Origin of the sequence: Paenibacillus sp. FSL H8-0048 (genome assembly GCF_038002825.1) — a bacterium.
Lineage (GTDB): Bacteria > Bacillota > Bacilli > Paenibacillales > Paenibacillaceae > Paenibacillus_AQ.
The window spans coordinates 5873851-5888606 of record NZ_JBBODF010000001.1 but is presented as its reverse complement, the minus strand read 5'-3'; the positions used below and the strand labels follow the sequence as shown (position 1 = coordinate 5888606).

Genomic DNA, 14756 nt, shown 5'->3' with positions numbered 1-14756 from the left:
ACCCCTCCATTCTTGGTCGCTCTTTCGTGTGAAGGCAACCGTATATTTGGTGTTCTCGCTAATCCATCTCCATCCAGGCTATAATATCATCAGTTTGTTGCGGGAGTATTATCGGAAGGGTCACCGGAAGCAGCGCCGTCATTCGGGTTCGCTGTTTTCAGGCTTTTCTTAGGCACGCCATCCAGCCCGTATTCCCAGTCGTATGCATCGAAAATTTTACGTGCAACCGGAGCGGCACTGTTAGAGCCGAATCCGCCTTCGGGGATGACTACAGCAACAGCCAACTTAGGATTATTACGCGGGGCGAAGGCAATAAATACCCCGTTATCGCGCAATTGCCCTTTACCAAGCTGCTGTGAGGTCCCTGTCTTACGGGCAAAATCATAAGGGAAATCTGCGAATGCCGAGACCTTACTGTTCATACCCTTTTTAATTTCTCGCCAAAAGGACTTGTCAAAGGTCGTCACTTCATCCAGCACCTCGCGCTCAAATTTCTTGACCACCTTGCCCGATGAATCCGTGATCTTGCTGACAAGCTGCGGCTTGATCCGCACCCCTTCATTCGCAAGCGTAGAAGCATACTGAGCTAACTGCAGCACCGTATAACGGCCCTGCTGTCCGAAGGAGGCATAGACCAGCGCGGCTTGCGCACTGCCCGCTGCCTTAGTATCCGTGTAGTTGATCTGTCCCAGGTATTCGTTAGGGAGACCGCTCTGCGTAGATACGCCCAGGCCGAACTCCTTCATATACTTATCCCAGACTCCAATTCCCTCGCCTTTATATTGCTCATAAAGCTTCTTGCCGATCATATCCACCATGAACACATTGGAGGAATCCTCAATTGCCTTAGCCGCATTCATCCGCCCATAGACGTGCCCTGAGGCATTGCGGACGGAGGATTTATCATCCTTGCCGAAATAGGCAATCCCTTTGTCAGTGTAAGTATACGAAGTGCTGAAGAATCCTTCATTCAGACCGATCAGCACCGTCAGCGGCTTAATGGTGGAGCCGAGCAGTACCGTGGAACCAAATCCATGACCGGACATGCCGGAAGAGTATGGAGTGATCGTCCCGTTCTGATAATTACCCATGATTTTATTCCAGGTATCCGAATCCAGCTTCTCCGCTGTCCAGACATTGGTATCGTAATCCGGCATGCTGGCCATGGCTACGATATTGCCGGTATCGACCTCCATCGCCACCGCATAGCCTGTCTTGGCGTCAGGATGAGTCTTGCCTTGTACAGCGTTGCGGTGCAGCCAATTAATCTGTTCGGTGATGGCCTGCTCCGTCTTAAGCTGAACATTCTTGTCAATCGTCATCCAGATATCATTTCCCTTGACAGGCGGAACTACCTCTTCCACCTTCTCGGCCATGTTCTGCGGATTTACCGAGATGACCTGATAGCCGTTCTTGCCGCGCAGCTCCCGCTGATATTGCAGCTCCAGACCGTCGAAGCCGACGAATTCATCGTCTTTATAATTCAGGCCGGGATCTGCGCCGATCTTCTTCATGGCGCTCTGAATATTCTTGTAGATGTTGAGCGTATTGGAGGATTTGAAGGGCTTGATATATCCGACCGTCTGCACAGCTACGGTATCCTTGTCGTAATGACGTACGCCTTCTTCCACGATCTCAAGGCCGGGGAATTCGCTTTTGTGCTCCATGAAATAAGCGATTTCCTTGGTGGTCAGACCGGACTTGATCTTACGGGCCATATAGCCCGAATATTTCTTGAAATATAAATCCAGTGAATTAATTACTTCATTAACAGTCAGCTTCTCGCCGTTCGGGTCGCCATATTCATCAAATTTCGCAACCAGATTATTCGCAAGTGCGTACGCATTGGCTCTGGCCTCCGGCTTCAACGAGCTGATGCCCGTCTCCTTGTCTACCGCTTTAGCTGTATATTCCTTTGTAAGCGTAACATACAGCGTTTGAACGGAGGTCGAGTAGGCGATTTGCTCGCCTGCGGCGGCGCGAATGCCTCCACGGATGGAGGCGAGGGGGACACTTTTGGTATCCCGGCTGGTCTCCACCTCGGTCAGTGTGGGTCCCTCAACGAATTGAATAACTGCGAGACGAATAATAATTACACAAAAAATAACAAACGTGCTGAAGAAAAACACGTTAAGCCGCAGGCCAAGCGAGCTCTTGCTGTCCTTCTCTTCCGGGGGGGAGGCCTGCTTTCGGAAAACACCCACAGTTTTTCACTCCTCTACATCAAAATAAACCGTTTAGTCCACCCTTGACTCGGGCACATTCTTCTTAGGGACTCCATCCAGCCCATACTCATGGTCATAGGCTTCAAAGATCTTCCGGGCTACCGGTGCGGCACTGTTCGCTCCAAAGCCGCCCTCCGGGATGATCACGGCCACTGCAAGCTTAGGATGCTCACGCGGAGCATAAGCAATGAATACCCCGTTGTCACGGGTGGCCCCGAACGCTTCCATCTCAGAGGTTCCGGTCTTGCGGGCGAAATCATACGGGAAACCGTCAAACGCCTTAACCTTAGTATTCATCCCGCGCTTGATCTCCTTCCAGTAAGCAGGATGAAACGAGATGCTGTCGAGGACTTCCCGCCCAAATTGCTTAACCGTATTGCCTTCGGGATCTGTAATCTTACTGACGAGCTGAGGCTTAATCCGCACGCCTTCATTCGCAAGCGTCGCCGTGTACTGGGCAAGCTGAAGTGCAGTGTATTTCCCCTTCTGGCCGAAGGAGGCATAGACCAGCGCCGCTTGGGCAGAGCCCGCCTTCTTCGGATCAAGATAATCGGCAACTCCGGCGCTTTCACCCGGAAGCCCGCTTTGCGTAGACACCCCAAGCCCGAATGCCTTCATATATTTGTCCCATACGGCAATGCCCTCTCCCGGATACTTCTTGTACAAGGCATTACCGACCCACTCTACCATAAATGCATTCGAGGACTCCTGAATAGACTCCGCCGGACTAAGCGGTCCCAGGACATGGCCGGAGGAATTCCTGACCGAGGAGCTGTTATCCTTACCGAAATAAGCGAGCCCTTTATCCGTGTAAGTATCACCGGTAGTGAATAAGCCTTCTTCCAGACCGATCAAGACACTTAACGGCTTAATTGTGGAACCCAGGAAGATCAATGACTTCAGCCCGTTGCCGGAGACACCGGAGGAAATATCGTTAATTGTCCCGTTCTGGTAATAATCCTCAATTTGGTCCCACACTTCGGGCACCAGCTTCTCGGCATTCCAGACATTCGTATCGTAGTCCGGCATACTTGCCATTGCCACCACATGGCGCTGCGGATGTTTTTGTATAAATTATACCCTTTTTCTGTAGAACGGAATTGCTTCATATAACCAACCGTTTGGACGGCCACCGTGTCCTTGTCATAATGGCGGATACTCTCCTCCACAACAGACACCCCGGGATAACGCTGCCTGTTCTCCATCAGATGGGCGACTTCCTTCATCGTAAGACCGGTCTTGATCTTGCGCGGGACATACCCCAGTGATTTCTTATATTCAAGATCAAGCAGCAGCAGGATATCCTCCTTAAGCAGCTTCTTCGCAGCAGGATCGCCATACTCTTCAAACACAGATGACAGCCCCGCCACCAACGCCTTCGTATTCGCCTTGGCTTCAGCGGTGGGTTCATATAAGCCGGTCTTCTTATTCTTGACCTTCGCAGTGTATTCTTGGGTTAACGTAACGAATAAGGATTGAATCGGTGTGGAATGGGCAATGTCTTCCCCGCCCGCCGCATGAATAGTCCCCCGGATCGCCGCAAGCGGAACATCCTTGGTCTCCCGGCTGGCCTCCACCTCGCTAAGCTCGGGACTCTCTACAAACTGCAGTCCTGCAAGCCGGATCATGATGATCACAAAAATAAAAAAAGTGCCGAAGAAAAACAGATTTATGCGTAAGCTCAGGTAGTTGCGGGTATCTCCATCACCCGGGCCGGAGCCCGGCTTACCGAACCATCTCACAGCAAGTCCTCTCCTTATGTTGCATACGATAACTTATCCTTCTATTTCCCGCTGAAACGGTACCATCCTTTGAAAGGACGGCACAGCCGCTTCCACTTGCCCACTGTTATTGTACCATAGATAAAAGAGCATCCGCTCCTTCTCAGAGGATGTTTTCCTTGAGATGCGTGGAGTCGAAATCCCTGGGATTGAACCAGTCGCCGCTGCTGGCCCAGGTGGAATCAAGCGGAATCCAGGCTGCACGGCTGCTGATATAGACCTCATTCCAGGCATGCGGTCCATAACCGCCTTGCCCGTCATAGCCTTTACCGGTGACGACACGCACCTGGAGGCCTTGCGAACGGGCCATCATGGCATAGAGCCGCGCGTAATCAATGCATACCCCAAGCCGTGTATCCATCGTATCCTGCGGGGTCTGCTCATGCCAGATCCGTCTCTCTTCATAATTCTCTGCTTTGTTATAATCGTACGCAATACGCGAGCCTACCCAGTCATAGAGCAGTCTGGCCTTCTCTTCATCCCCGCTGGCTTGTCCGGCAATATCTGCGGCTGCACCGGCAATATCCGCCGAAATATCATGGTCAATCACCTCATATTTGCGCCGGAGAATATCGCTCATCTCGGCGGCTACCGCCTTAGTCAGCACTGGCAGCTTTCCTCTGACCTGTTCACCGGCCAGCGGCTCAAATACCGCTTCCGCACTCTGGCTGTAGACCGGTGATGACTGCACGTAGCGGCTGAAGCCGCTGTCCGGGTTCAAGGCGACGCTGATGAACAGGACAAAGACCAGCACCAAGGCGCGGGTAAGCCCCGCGGCGGTGCCAAGCACTGCCCCGACGAGCCGGCTGAAGCCTGTGATCTGCCCCGAACCCCTCCCGGACTGGCGCGGCAGGCGGAACGGCAGAAGCAGGAACAACAGCCCCAACAGCAGACGAATCAAGGTATAGCACAGTAAGAGCAGCAGCAGAAACCGCACCACTGGTGAATTCGCCAGTACGGAGGCTCCGGTGTAATATAACTGCTGCCATTGGCTAAGCTTGGCATCCGGCGGAGTAACGCCCGAAGCCCAGTTCCCGGCAGCAGGTGAGAGATATACGGCTGCGGGAATCGCCATCACCAGCGAAGCTGCCGCAAGCACGCCTGATCCGAGCATGCCGAACAGCCCTCCGGCTGCTCTGCGGAAGCCCCGGCCCCAGCCTTGCAGGGCAGAGAAGAGGACCACCAGCAGCAGAACAATGGAGATGATATTGGCTTCCCGAAGACTTTCTATCCAGCTGTTCAATGAATCACTCCTCCTTCTGCTGCTGCAGGTAACCCTGAGCCAGCTGCACTGTTACTTGCCCGCCTGTTTCCTGGCTTCATCGATGAAGGTCTTGGTTGTATCCGTAACGCTCCACTTCCCGAGGCTGACTCCGCGGAAGACCACTTCCACCTTATCCTCTGCGGCAGAGCCCTTCACCTCCAGATTAGGAGTAGTGATGGTGAAGGTGCCGTCACCGCCGGAGGTATAAACCGCTTCCTGCGCTTCTTTGAGCATGACCTCCTGCGCCTCATTCTTCAGCGTACTGACCGTCCCGTCCGCCACTTTGTTAACGGCATTACCGATCTGGTCCATAGTTACCCCGCTATAAATGAACAGCCCCACAATAATAACGACGACGATAGCCCATTTCAGCATAGTCTTAACGATGTTAACGACTGCGAACAGCAGGACAAGCGCAATAACGATAACAAGCCAATTCTCTCTGATAAACTGTGACCACACTTCCGGATTCATCAATTTCACAACACCCCAATCGCAAATTTCGCCACTCCGGGACGCTGTCCCGTCAGACATTTCATTAATATTAATTATTATACATGAATGACCCTTATAATTCATGGTTGCCGGAATGCAGAACTGCATACAGGGCTGGCCAAGAAAATGGTATAAGCCCCCGCTGCCGCACGTAAAGTACAAGTAGGCTGTTCCCTCTGCTGGAATCCGTTCCGTCATCAGCGGCTGGCCGCTAATCTGGAGGTGTTATCCGTGAAAACTGCAATGTGGCTCTACCTCTTCATGTTCCTGGCGTTCTTCGATTTGCATGCCCAGTATCCTATCCTGACCCCCTTTGCCATGTCACTGGGAGCGGGCCCGGCCTTCATCGGCTGGATGATGGGGATGTATTCCCTGACCCACCTCCCGGGCAATCTGCTGGCAGGTGTACTTGTAGACCGCAATGGCAGCCGCCGCTATATCGTGTTCGCCCTTACTGTAGCAGGACTGATCCTGCTCTTGCAGGCGCATGCCCAGCTGCCCTGGCATCTGCTCCTGCTGCGGGCAGCGAGCGGGTTCGCCCTGGCGTTCCTCTCGCCAGCCTGTATGACCCTATTAGCCTCGCTCTCCTCTGATCCGGCGACCCAGGGCAAATACATGTCAGGCAACGGAATTATTCACACGCTGGCTTCGGTGGTCTCCCCTGCTGCCGGAGCCTTCATCGTAGCCAAAGCCGGTTACTCCGGCACCTTCAGTACATTAGGGTGGCTCCTGATCTTCACCGGTGTGATGGCCTTCTTCAGTGTGCCGAAGCATAATCCCGCCCTGGTACTGCATAAGCCTGCACTCCCGGTGAAGCAGAATCTGCAACCCGGGGCGGTAGATACCGCCCAGCCTGCTGTCTCCAGGCGTTATTATCTGCTGCCCTTCTTCGTATCCTGCTCTCAGGGCGTACTGTTCTTCGAGCTTCCGCTGTCACAAGGACAGGACGGAATGGTCTCTACAGGAATTCTGCTCTCTCTGCTCAGCCTTGGAGCGCTGGCGACCCTCTGCCTGTTCTTCCTGAACCGGCTCTCGCCAAGCATACGTATTGCTGTTGCCCTGCTTGGGATGGCTCTTTGCTTCTTCACCTTGGCTGCCTTCCGCAGCATCCCGGCCGGAGTCGTTCTCTTCCTGCTCGGCTCTGCCAAAGGGGTATTGTTCCCGGCTATGGCCTCCCTCTTCATCAGTCTGGGCGGCGCAGGACGGCTGGGCCGGACCTTCTCGCTGCAATCCATCGCCATGTCCCTTGGGGCCTTCGCCGGACCTGTAACCGCCGGACAGCTTAGAGGGTATGTTTCGCCTTACTTCATCGCCTTCGTGCTGCTGATGACAGCTCTCCTGCTGCTGCCTCCGGGCAGATCCAGCCGTCTCTCTTCTTATGCTCCCGGCTGGAACAGTCCTGCCGCCTGAATGCGACATTTCCCGGGGAATGAATACATATTGTTCCGCTACGCTGTTAAAAATAGCGCAGCTTAGGTACAATATCGTCATAACAACTATGATCCGGGGGCTGATTGCATATGTCCATCACCATTATTGTCGAAGGCAAGAACGACCGCAGCAGACTGAGACGGCTGCTTGATCCAGAGGTCGACATTCTGTGCACCTTCGGTACGCTGAATACCCTGAAGCTGGAATCCCTGCGGAATACGATCCGGGACGGGGAAGTCTATCTGTACATGGACAATGACAGCTCAGGCAAAAAAATCCGTGCTGTCCTGCGGGACGCCTTTCCCGATGCTGTTCATATGTATACCCGCAAGGGTTATGCCGGTGTGGAAGGGACTCCGGATGAATATAACATCACCCAGCTGGAGAAGGCCGGACTTGAAGATTTCATTATTTACCCCCAGCCGTATCCTCAGGGCATAGAAGGATAATTCATCGCATGAAGCATATACATTCTTAACCTTTCACCACAAAACGAGGGTGTCCGGTGCAGCAGCTCCACTGCTTCACGGACACCCTCGTTTATTGCGTTCCTGTACTATTCACGGGCCAGCTTCTTAACCGTTCTGGCCAGGAACTCCGGCGTTACATTCTCCGTATCCCCCGCATCGTACAATCCCCGGAGCTGATTATTCTTGTCCACCAGACCAATGAGGTTCGCGTGGGCGAAATCATCCTTGCTCGTGCCGTAGATCAGCACCTTGAAGGACTCCGCTGCCAGCTTGCGTACCTGCTCCTGATCCCCCCGCAGAAAATACCAGCCGCTGTAATCAGCATGGAACTTGTCAGCAAAGGCTTTGATAGCTTCCCTGGTATCATTCTTCGGATCGAAAGATATCGAGACGAATTCAACGTCTTTGCCGAAGCTGCCGTCTTTAACCAGTATATCCTGAGTCTCTGACAGCATATAGGTGGTAATCGGACACACATCAGGACAGACCGTGAAGAAGAAATAGACCAGCCTTGCTGTGCCAGCCGTATCTGCCAGACTGATCTGCTTCCCGTCCACATTCTCCAGGGAGAAGTCCTGTACCTGACCGATGACCGGCAGCTTCTTCTCACCGAACCCAAATGACTGGACCGCCAGATAGGCAGCCATAATGATTGCAATCAGCAGCAGCAGCCAGGTCCACTTGTAACGTTTCAAGGTCTGCACAGGACACCTTCCCTCTCTATCCTAAGAATGCTTACACATGAATGGTATTCAGCACCAGGGCAATCAGGCTTAAGGTCAGATAGTTAATGGAGAAGAGGAAGCTTTTCTTCGCCCAGATCTCATCATCCTTGGCCTTGAATCCGATGAGGGTTAAGTAGAGCCAGCCAACCGACAAGGCCAGTGATACAATAAGATAATAAATACCTGCATAATCATAGGCGTACATCAGCACAGGCACCGGAAGCAGCAGAGCCACATAAGGAATCATCTGAAATTTGGTGCGTCGCGTCCCCTTCACTACCGGAAGGAGAGGAAAGCCTGCTGCTCTGTATTCCTCCTTGCGGCGGATACCGAGTGCCCAGAAATGGGGCGGCTGCCACAAAAAGAGCATTGCGAACAGCAGCCAGGCTCCAAGATCCACAGTTCCTGTAACAGCCACATAGCCGATGACAGGAGGCATGGCCCCCGAGATCGCACCTACCGAGGTGCTCCAGGTAGAGGTTCTTTTGAGCCAAAGGGTGTACACTACAACATATACGAACATGCCGACTATGCCGAACAATCCGGCCAATACGCCGCAGAATGCGAACAGCACGCCCAGCCCGGCAATGCCGAGTCCAATGGCATAGATAAGTACTGTTGTAGGCTTCAGCCTTCCTGTAGGCAGCCCGCGTTCCCGGGTCCGTTCCATCTTCATATCCAGATCGCGGTCAAAATAATTATTGAAGACACAGGCCGAAGCCATGACCAGCATGGTGCCGAGCAAAGTAAGAATCAGGCGGCCATACTGCACATCCCAGCCTGATGCCACCCAATAGCCTGCAAATGCCGCAATCAGATTGGAGCGGATAATGCCGGGCTTCGTAACGGTAATAAAGTCGCGCCAGCTTGCACCTTCCGGTGGAGACTTGGCAGACATTGATGCGGAATCAGAAGAAGCTTGATATCTCAATTGATTGTCCACGTATCGGGTTCCTCCTTCTAGGGAACTTCTAACACTCCGCTATTAACTTTATCATAGCAAACTGGGAAAGACTTTGACAATCATTGACCATGATGTTCATTAATTCGACAATTACGTGACGATATTTATTTCCCTGTCCTTAAATAACTTAGCCCAATAATGGGTAGTTATTAATAGAGAACTTCCGTACAAAGGAGATCTGACTAATGGATACTGCCACACATTTTGTTATGGGACTTGGACTTGCAGGTCTGTCCTTCGTCGATCCGCTCGTCGCTTCGAATGGAACGCTGGCCGGAGCGGTGATGGTAGCCACTGTACTGGCTTCTCAGGCACCGGATGCCGATACCGCCCTGCGTCTGAAGGATAACGCGGTATATATCCGCAATCACAGGGGAATCACCCATTCACTGCCCTTTTTACTGCTGTGGCCGGCATTGATCACAGTGGTCATCGGGCCGTTGTTCGGCTTCACAGACCTTGGTACCTTAAGCCATATCGCGCTCTGGAGCTTCATCGGCGTTGCCGTCCATGTATTCTCCGATCTGTTCAACACCTACGGGACTCAGGCTGCCCGCCCGTTCACCGAGAAATGGATCGCCTGGAATATCATCCATATCTTCGATCCGTTTATCTTCGGCAGCCATGCAGCCGCGATTATTCTCTGGATCAGCGGAATAGTGCCGCCCGCTCCACTATTCATTACCTTGTACGCCTGCATCGTCTTGTACTACATCTGGCGGACCCTTGTTCATGCCCGCATTACGCGCAGCATCAAGAACAAGGATGTTCACCACCATGCAGGTGACCGGTATTATGTGATCCCCACCATTTCGCCAGCGCGGTGGAATGTGGTCAAAGCCAAGCCGGACGGCAGCTATAATGTCGGACTGCTGAACAGCGGGCGGCTGGAATGGTTCAAGCATGCGGTGTGCTCCACTCACCCCGCTGTCGAGCATTCCAAATCCCATCCGGATATTCAGGCCTTCCTGTACTTCACCTCATACGCTGTCGCGGAGGTGGAGGAGCTGCCCTCTGGTTATATTGTACGCTGGGGAGATGTCCGTTATTTACACCGTAAGCAATTCCCGTTCGTCGCTGTCCTGGTAATGGATCATGAGTATAAACCGCTGAATACTTATGTCGGCTGGTTAAGCAGCGAGAAGCTCGATGAACGCTTCGCCATTGACCCGGGAACCGTCAAGCTGTAGGAAGTTTTTTTGAAAACAGGTGGCATCTGCCGGGGCAGGTGCCACTTTTTTAATTACATTTACCACCAAAACCACCCACATGTGCGGTCAGGGATCACGCCGAGATGTTGTAAATATTGCAACTTTGAATAAGGGATATAAGGGTCTCTGTAAGGAATGTTGCATGAAGTGCAGGAATTTCCCCGCTCCGCTGATTGGGGGAGGAAGATTGCTGCCTTTTGTGCAACATTTTTTGATTTGGGGTGATTTATAAATCGAAATGTTGCAATTTGTGCAGGATAATGCAACTCATCTAATACGTTATAGACTATATTTACCGGGGGATCTATTCTCTTGCCTGCCCCTTGACGCCCGGGACGGCATAAGGCACAATCACCATAAAGCGGTTACAGCGCAAAGCAAGTGCTCACCTACTACATTTATTTACATTTGAACTGAAAGCTTACTTTTGAACTAAAAATCCCGGCATGCTGCGAGGCACACCGAGATTCACTTGTACACTATTTGAAGCAGAAAGGAAGGCTGGAACATATGGGTAAAGGTCTGTCACTGTGGTTCGCCTGCTCTTCAATTCTACTCCTCACAGCAGCTTCCATCTCGATCAGCTATAACATTTGGCTGGCGCTCCTGCTCGGCGCGCTGTGCGTGCTCAACATCGGCTGGGGCTTCATCGTCAAGGCCAGGCTGAGACGCAAGGCGGAGAGTAACCAGCCTACCCCTTAACTTAACGGGTAGGCAGGAAGCCCATCCGTTCCTTGACGCCCTCCAGGGTCCGGGCAGCACTGATCCGTGCACTTTCGGCACCCTGAGCCAGAATATCACTCAGCATCCCTGAGCTGCGAATGTCCTGATATCTTTGCTGGATCGGCTCCAGCAGGGCTACGACCGCTTCAGCCAGCTCTTTTTTGAAGCCGCCGTACATTTGGCCTTCATATTTGTCGGCAATCTGCTGCAGGCTCATTCCCGAGCACTCGGCATAGATGCTCATCAGATTGCTGATCTCCGGCTTAGCCGCCGGGTCGAAGATAACCTCACGGCCGGAATCCGTTGTGGCCCGGCTGATCTTTTTGCGGATCACATCAGGCGGGTCCAATAGTCCGATTCTGCTGCCGGGGTTGGGATCGCTTTTGCTCATCTTCTTGGTACCGTCATCCAGGGACATAATCCGCGCGCCGACCTCCGGAATGTACGGCTCAGGGACAGTGAAGAAGTCACCGAACCGGTGATTGAAGCGTCCCGCCAGGTCACGGGTCAGCTCCAGATGCTGCTTCTGGTCTTCCCCTACCGGCACCAGATCCGCATTATAGACCAGAATATCGGCGGCCATCAGCGACGGATAGACGAACAGACCTGCGCCCACGGATTCTTTGCCGGCCGATTTGTCCTTGAACTGTGTCATCCGTTCCAGCTCACCCATGGCAGTGAGCGTAGTCAGAATCCAGCCCAGCTCGGCATGCTGCGGCACATGGGACTGCATATAGACATGTGCAATGGACGGATCGATGCCTGCAGCCAGATACAGCGCGGCTACTGATTCGGAATTCTCACGCAGAGCCGCAGGGTCCTGGGCTACCGTAATGGCATGCAGATCGACCACCATGAAGTAACATTCGTATTCCTTTTGAAGCTTGACGAAATTCTTGATTGCCCCGATATAATTACCGAGTGTTAGTGAACCGCTGGGCTGTATGCCCGACAATACTTTTTTAGCCATTTCCTTATCCTCCATCATCATAATTAATATCCGCTGGCGCATAGAACGCAAAAAGGCCCCACATCCGCAAGGGACGTGAGACCGTGGTACCACCCTTATTCGCTGCCTGGAGTCCCCGCAGGGATCTGTGCAAACAGCCTTGGCTTCCGTTAACGGGGAAGAGGCGGCCGGTCTACTTAAGGCTTAAACAGCCTGTTCGAGCGCGGCGCTCAAGGGTCCATTCAGTCAGAGGTGCACCACCGGTTCACATCAGCCACCGGCTTTCTGGAGGTACAGTCCATGCTTACTTGTCCCTGTCATCGCGTTACCTGTGTTACTTGATGCCTCCATCATAGATCGGCCCGGAGAAGTTGTCAAATCCCTAACCTCCGCCGGATAAATCTGGTATGATAAAGATATTCGTGTGTATGTAATCTGATTACAGCTTATCAAAGGAGCATATCTCTTATGAAACAGGTGACCAAAGGGCAGTGGAACGGTTATGATACGTACATTTTGCATAGCCGGGAACTGGAAGTCACGCTTCTGCCCCGGCTGGGTAATAACGTAATTTCATTGTGGGACCTCACCATGGAGCGGCAGATCCTCCGTCAGCCTGAAGAAAGCGACTTGGCATCATATATGCAGAAACCTTATCACTTCGGCCTGCCCCTCCTGGTGCCGCCTGGCCGCATACGCGGCGGAAGCTTCCAATTCGACGGCACAAGCTACCAGTTCGACCGTAATGCAGGAGAACATCATATCCACGGACTGCACCGCACCCAGGCCTGGTGTGTCAGTGACATTGAAGAGGACGAGGATGGCTGTGCGGTCACCACTGAATTCCTTACTGCGGATGATCCCGAGTGGATCAGACAATTCCCCGAGCCGCTGAAGTTTGAAATGACCTTCCGGCTTCAGGATGCCCGGCTCCAGCAGACGCTCAGAGTCACTCATCTCGGCAGCAAGCGCGTCCCCTTTGGCATAGGCTATCATACGTGGTTCATGCTGGACGGAACGCCCTCCCGCTGGAATGTCACCCTTCCTGCCGGGGCCGTCTGCGAGCTTAGTGAGGATCTCTTGTCTACAGGACAGCTGTTGCCGCTTGGGGAGCTTACGAGCCTGCACACCCGGCTGAATCTTGAAGGTGCGGACCTGGATACTGTCCTGCGTATAGCAGAAGGCCAGCCTGCCGAGGCCGTACTGATGCGGGACGATGGGTACGGGCTGCGTTACTCGGCCAATCCTGACCTCTTCCGCCACTGGATTCTCTATACCAAAGGCGAAGCCGACCAGTTCCTGTGCATTGAACCGCTCACCTGGCTTCCGGACGCCCCTAATCTGGAGCAGGACGCCTCCGCTACCGGGCTGATCACGCTTGAACCCGGACAGACGCTGGTTCTGGAAGACACGCTGCAGATGATCTATCCGGAGCGCTGAATTTTCATATAATTACCATCCTATAAACCTTCAAAATTCGTGTATGAATTCTTCCTCCCGCGCTCATACTATCTTCACAACGGGCGAAGGAGGTGAGCACACATGGGTCAAGCAGGTCAACAAAGTCGTGGTAGCCGTTCTAACAACCTGGTCGTTCCTCAAGCGAATGCAGCGCTGCAGCAGTTGAAATATGAAGCAGCACAGGAGCTTGGAGTAACAATCCCGGCAGACGGTTATTATGGTAACTATACTTCCCGCGAAACTGGTTCTTTGGGAGGATATATCACCAAACGTCTGGTGCAACTGGCAGAGCAACAACTGTCCGGTCGTTCGTAATCGCTACCCTTATCTTTAAGATCCGTCTAAGCCGTGAGGCATAGACCGAGCAGCATCACAGCCCTCCCGCGTTTCTCGTCGAAACGCAGGGGGGCTTTTCTATATGTATATAGAATCAGCCGAAGGATTGATCCGAGGCATCGCTGTGACTGCTGCGCGGATAGCGGATCATCAGATTCGCCATATTGTAGTTGGACTCCAGTGTAGCGTCCACCACCACCATTCCCTGGCGTACAGCAAATTCGTAGCTGATCTCTCCATGCGTCCACCGTTTCTTATACTTCAGGCTCTCCAGCGCCATGACGCGGAATGAGGATTGCTGTCCCGAAGTCAGCCCCTCCTGTTCGGCTGCGAAGCTTCCGCTGCGTCCGGCGAGCGGATTGTGGCGGACCCCGAATTTGCCGATAATATTATTCCTGATCTGTACAAATACCGTCCCTGAATTCAGTCCTGACAATTCCTCCTGCAGCTCATGAAATACCAGATCGATCTGTCTTGCAAGCGATAATTGTTCCGTCCTCACATACATTTCCTCCTAAAAGTCTTGTGGGTGATGCAGCCTCATGGCTCTGCCTCACACAACACTTGCTTCGAAAGCAGTTGTTTGAATTTCGTGGGTCTAGCAGCGCTTATATAAGGCTTTAGGCTCATTATAGGGTACTATTCAAACACCCACAACATTATTCAACATAATTGGGTTATAATCCCTATAAATGCGCAAATTATTTAGTATTTATAGCAA

General features: G+C 52.7%; 13 protein-coding genes and 1 pseudogene. 6 read left to right on the top strand and 8 right to left on the bottom strand.

Going from position 1 to position 14756, the window contains the following annotated elements:
* Positions 1-89: 89 nt before the first annotated feature.
* From NSU18_RS25505 to NSU18_RS25485, 4 genes and pseudogenes are all read right to left on the bottom strand, one after another.
* The gene (locus NSU18_RS25505; RefSeq protein WP_341016880.1) at positions 90-2204 is read right to left on the bottom strand and encodes a peptidoglycan D,D-transpeptidase FtsI family protein; all 2115 of its coding nucleotides are present in this window, start codon (positions 2202-2204) and stop codon (positions 90-92) included.
* A gap of 33 nt (positions 2205-2237) precedes the next feature.
* Positions 2238-3760: pseudogene (locus NSU18_RS32445) on the bottom strand (penicillin-binding transpeptidase domain-containing protein); the annotation flags it as partial.
* Positions 3761-4109: 349 nt separating this feature from the next.
* A complete protein-coding gene (locus NSU18_RS25490) occupies positions 4110-5249 on the bottom strand; it encodes a transglutaminase domain-containing protein (protein WP_341150360.1) in 1140 nt (379 codons plus the stop codon).
* A 51-nt stretch (positions 5250-5300) separates the two neighbouring features.
* On the bottom strand, positions 5301-5744 hold the full coding sequence (locus tag NSU18_RS25485; RefSeq protein WP_341016875.1) for a hypothetical protein: 444 nt from the start codon (positions 5742-5744) through the stop codon (positions 5301-5303).
* A gap of 252 nt (positions 5745-5996) precedes the next feature.
* On the opposite strand from NSU18_RS25485, the gene NSU18_RS25480 reads away from it, so the two are divergent.
* Together NSU18_RS25480 and NSU18_RS25475 are read left to right on the top strand one after the other, a co-directional pair.
* Positions 5997-7175 carry an MFS transporter gene (locus NSU18_RS25480; protein WP_341150359.1) on the top strand — a complete coding sequence of 393 codons (1179 nt, stop codon included), beginning with the start codon at positions 5997-5999 and terminating at the stop codon, positions 7173-7175.
* A 110-nt stretch (positions 7176-7285) separates the two neighbouring features.
* Entirely contained in the window at positions 7286-7645 is a 360-nt protein-coding gene (locus NSU18_RS25475) for a toprim domain-containing protein (RefSeq protein WP_341016873.1), read from the top strand.
* Positions 7646-7752: 107 nt separating this feature from the next.
* On the opposite strand, the gene NSU18_RS25470 is transcribed toward NSU18_RS25475, so the two are convergent.
* Positions 7753-8370, bottom strand: a complete 618-nt coding sequence (locus tag NSU18_RS25470; protein ID WP_341150358.1) for an SCO family protein — start codon at positions 8368-8370, stop codon at positions 7753-7755.
* Between the two features lie 31 nt (positions 8371-8401).
* Positions 8402-9334, bottom strand: a complete 933-nt coding sequence (cyoE, locus tag NSU18_RS25465) for a heme o synthase (RefSeq protein ID WP_036701718.1) — start codon at positions 9332-9334, stop codon at positions 8402-8404.
* Between the two features lie 206 nt (positions 9335-9540).
* Here cyoE and NSU18_RS25460 point away from each other — a divergent pair, with 206 nt between their 5' ends.
* Together NSU18_RS25460 and NSU18_RS25455 are read left to right on the top strand one after the other, a co-directional pair.
* A complete protein-coding gene (locus NSU18_RS25460; RefSeq protein ID WP_341016870.1) occupies positions 9541-10545 on the top strand; it encodes a metal-dependent hydrolase in 1005 nt (334 codons plus the stop codon).
* Between the two features lie 531 nt (positions 10546-11076).
* Positions 11077-11268: a hypothetical protein gene (locus NSU18_RS25455; protein WP_036701722.1), complete on the top strand. Its 192-nt coding sequence runs from the start codon at positions 11077-11079 to the stop codon at positions 11266-11268.
* Between the two features lies 1 nt (position 11269).
* On the opposite strand, the gene trpS is transcribed toward NSU18_RS25455, so the two are convergent.
* Positions 11270-12259: a tryptophan--tRNA ligase gene (gene trpS / locus NSU18_RS25450; protein ID WP_340938262.1), complete on the bottom strand. Its 990-nt coding sequence runs from the start codon at positions 12257-12259 to the stop codon at positions 11270-11272.
* Between the two features lie 447 nt (positions 12260-12706).
* On the opposite strand from trpS, the gene NSU18_RS25445 reads away from it, so the two are divergent.
* Positions 12707-13678: an aldose 1-epimerase gene (locus NSU18_RS25445; RefSeq protein WP_341150357.1), complete on the top strand. Its 972-nt coding sequence runs from the start codon at positions 12707-12709 to the stop codon at positions 13676-13678.
* 102 nt (positions 13679-13780) lie between these two features.
* Positions 13781-14014: an alpha/beta-type small acid-soluble spore protein gene (locus tag NSU18_RS25440; RefSeq protein WP_036701727.1), complete on the top strand. Its 234-nt coding sequence runs from the start codon at positions 13781-13783 to the stop codon at positions 14012-14014.
* A gap of 115 nt (positions 14015-14129) precedes the next feature.
* Here the strand turns inward: NSU18_RS25440 and NSU18_RS25435 are convergent, their stop codons facing one another.
* On the bottom strand, positions 14130-14543 hold the full coding sequence (locus NSU18_RS25435; RefSeq protein ID WP_341016867.1) for an O-methyltransferase: 414 nt from the start codon (positions 14541-14543) through the stop codon (positions 14130-14132).
* Positions 14544-14756 lie beyond the last annotated feature (213 nt).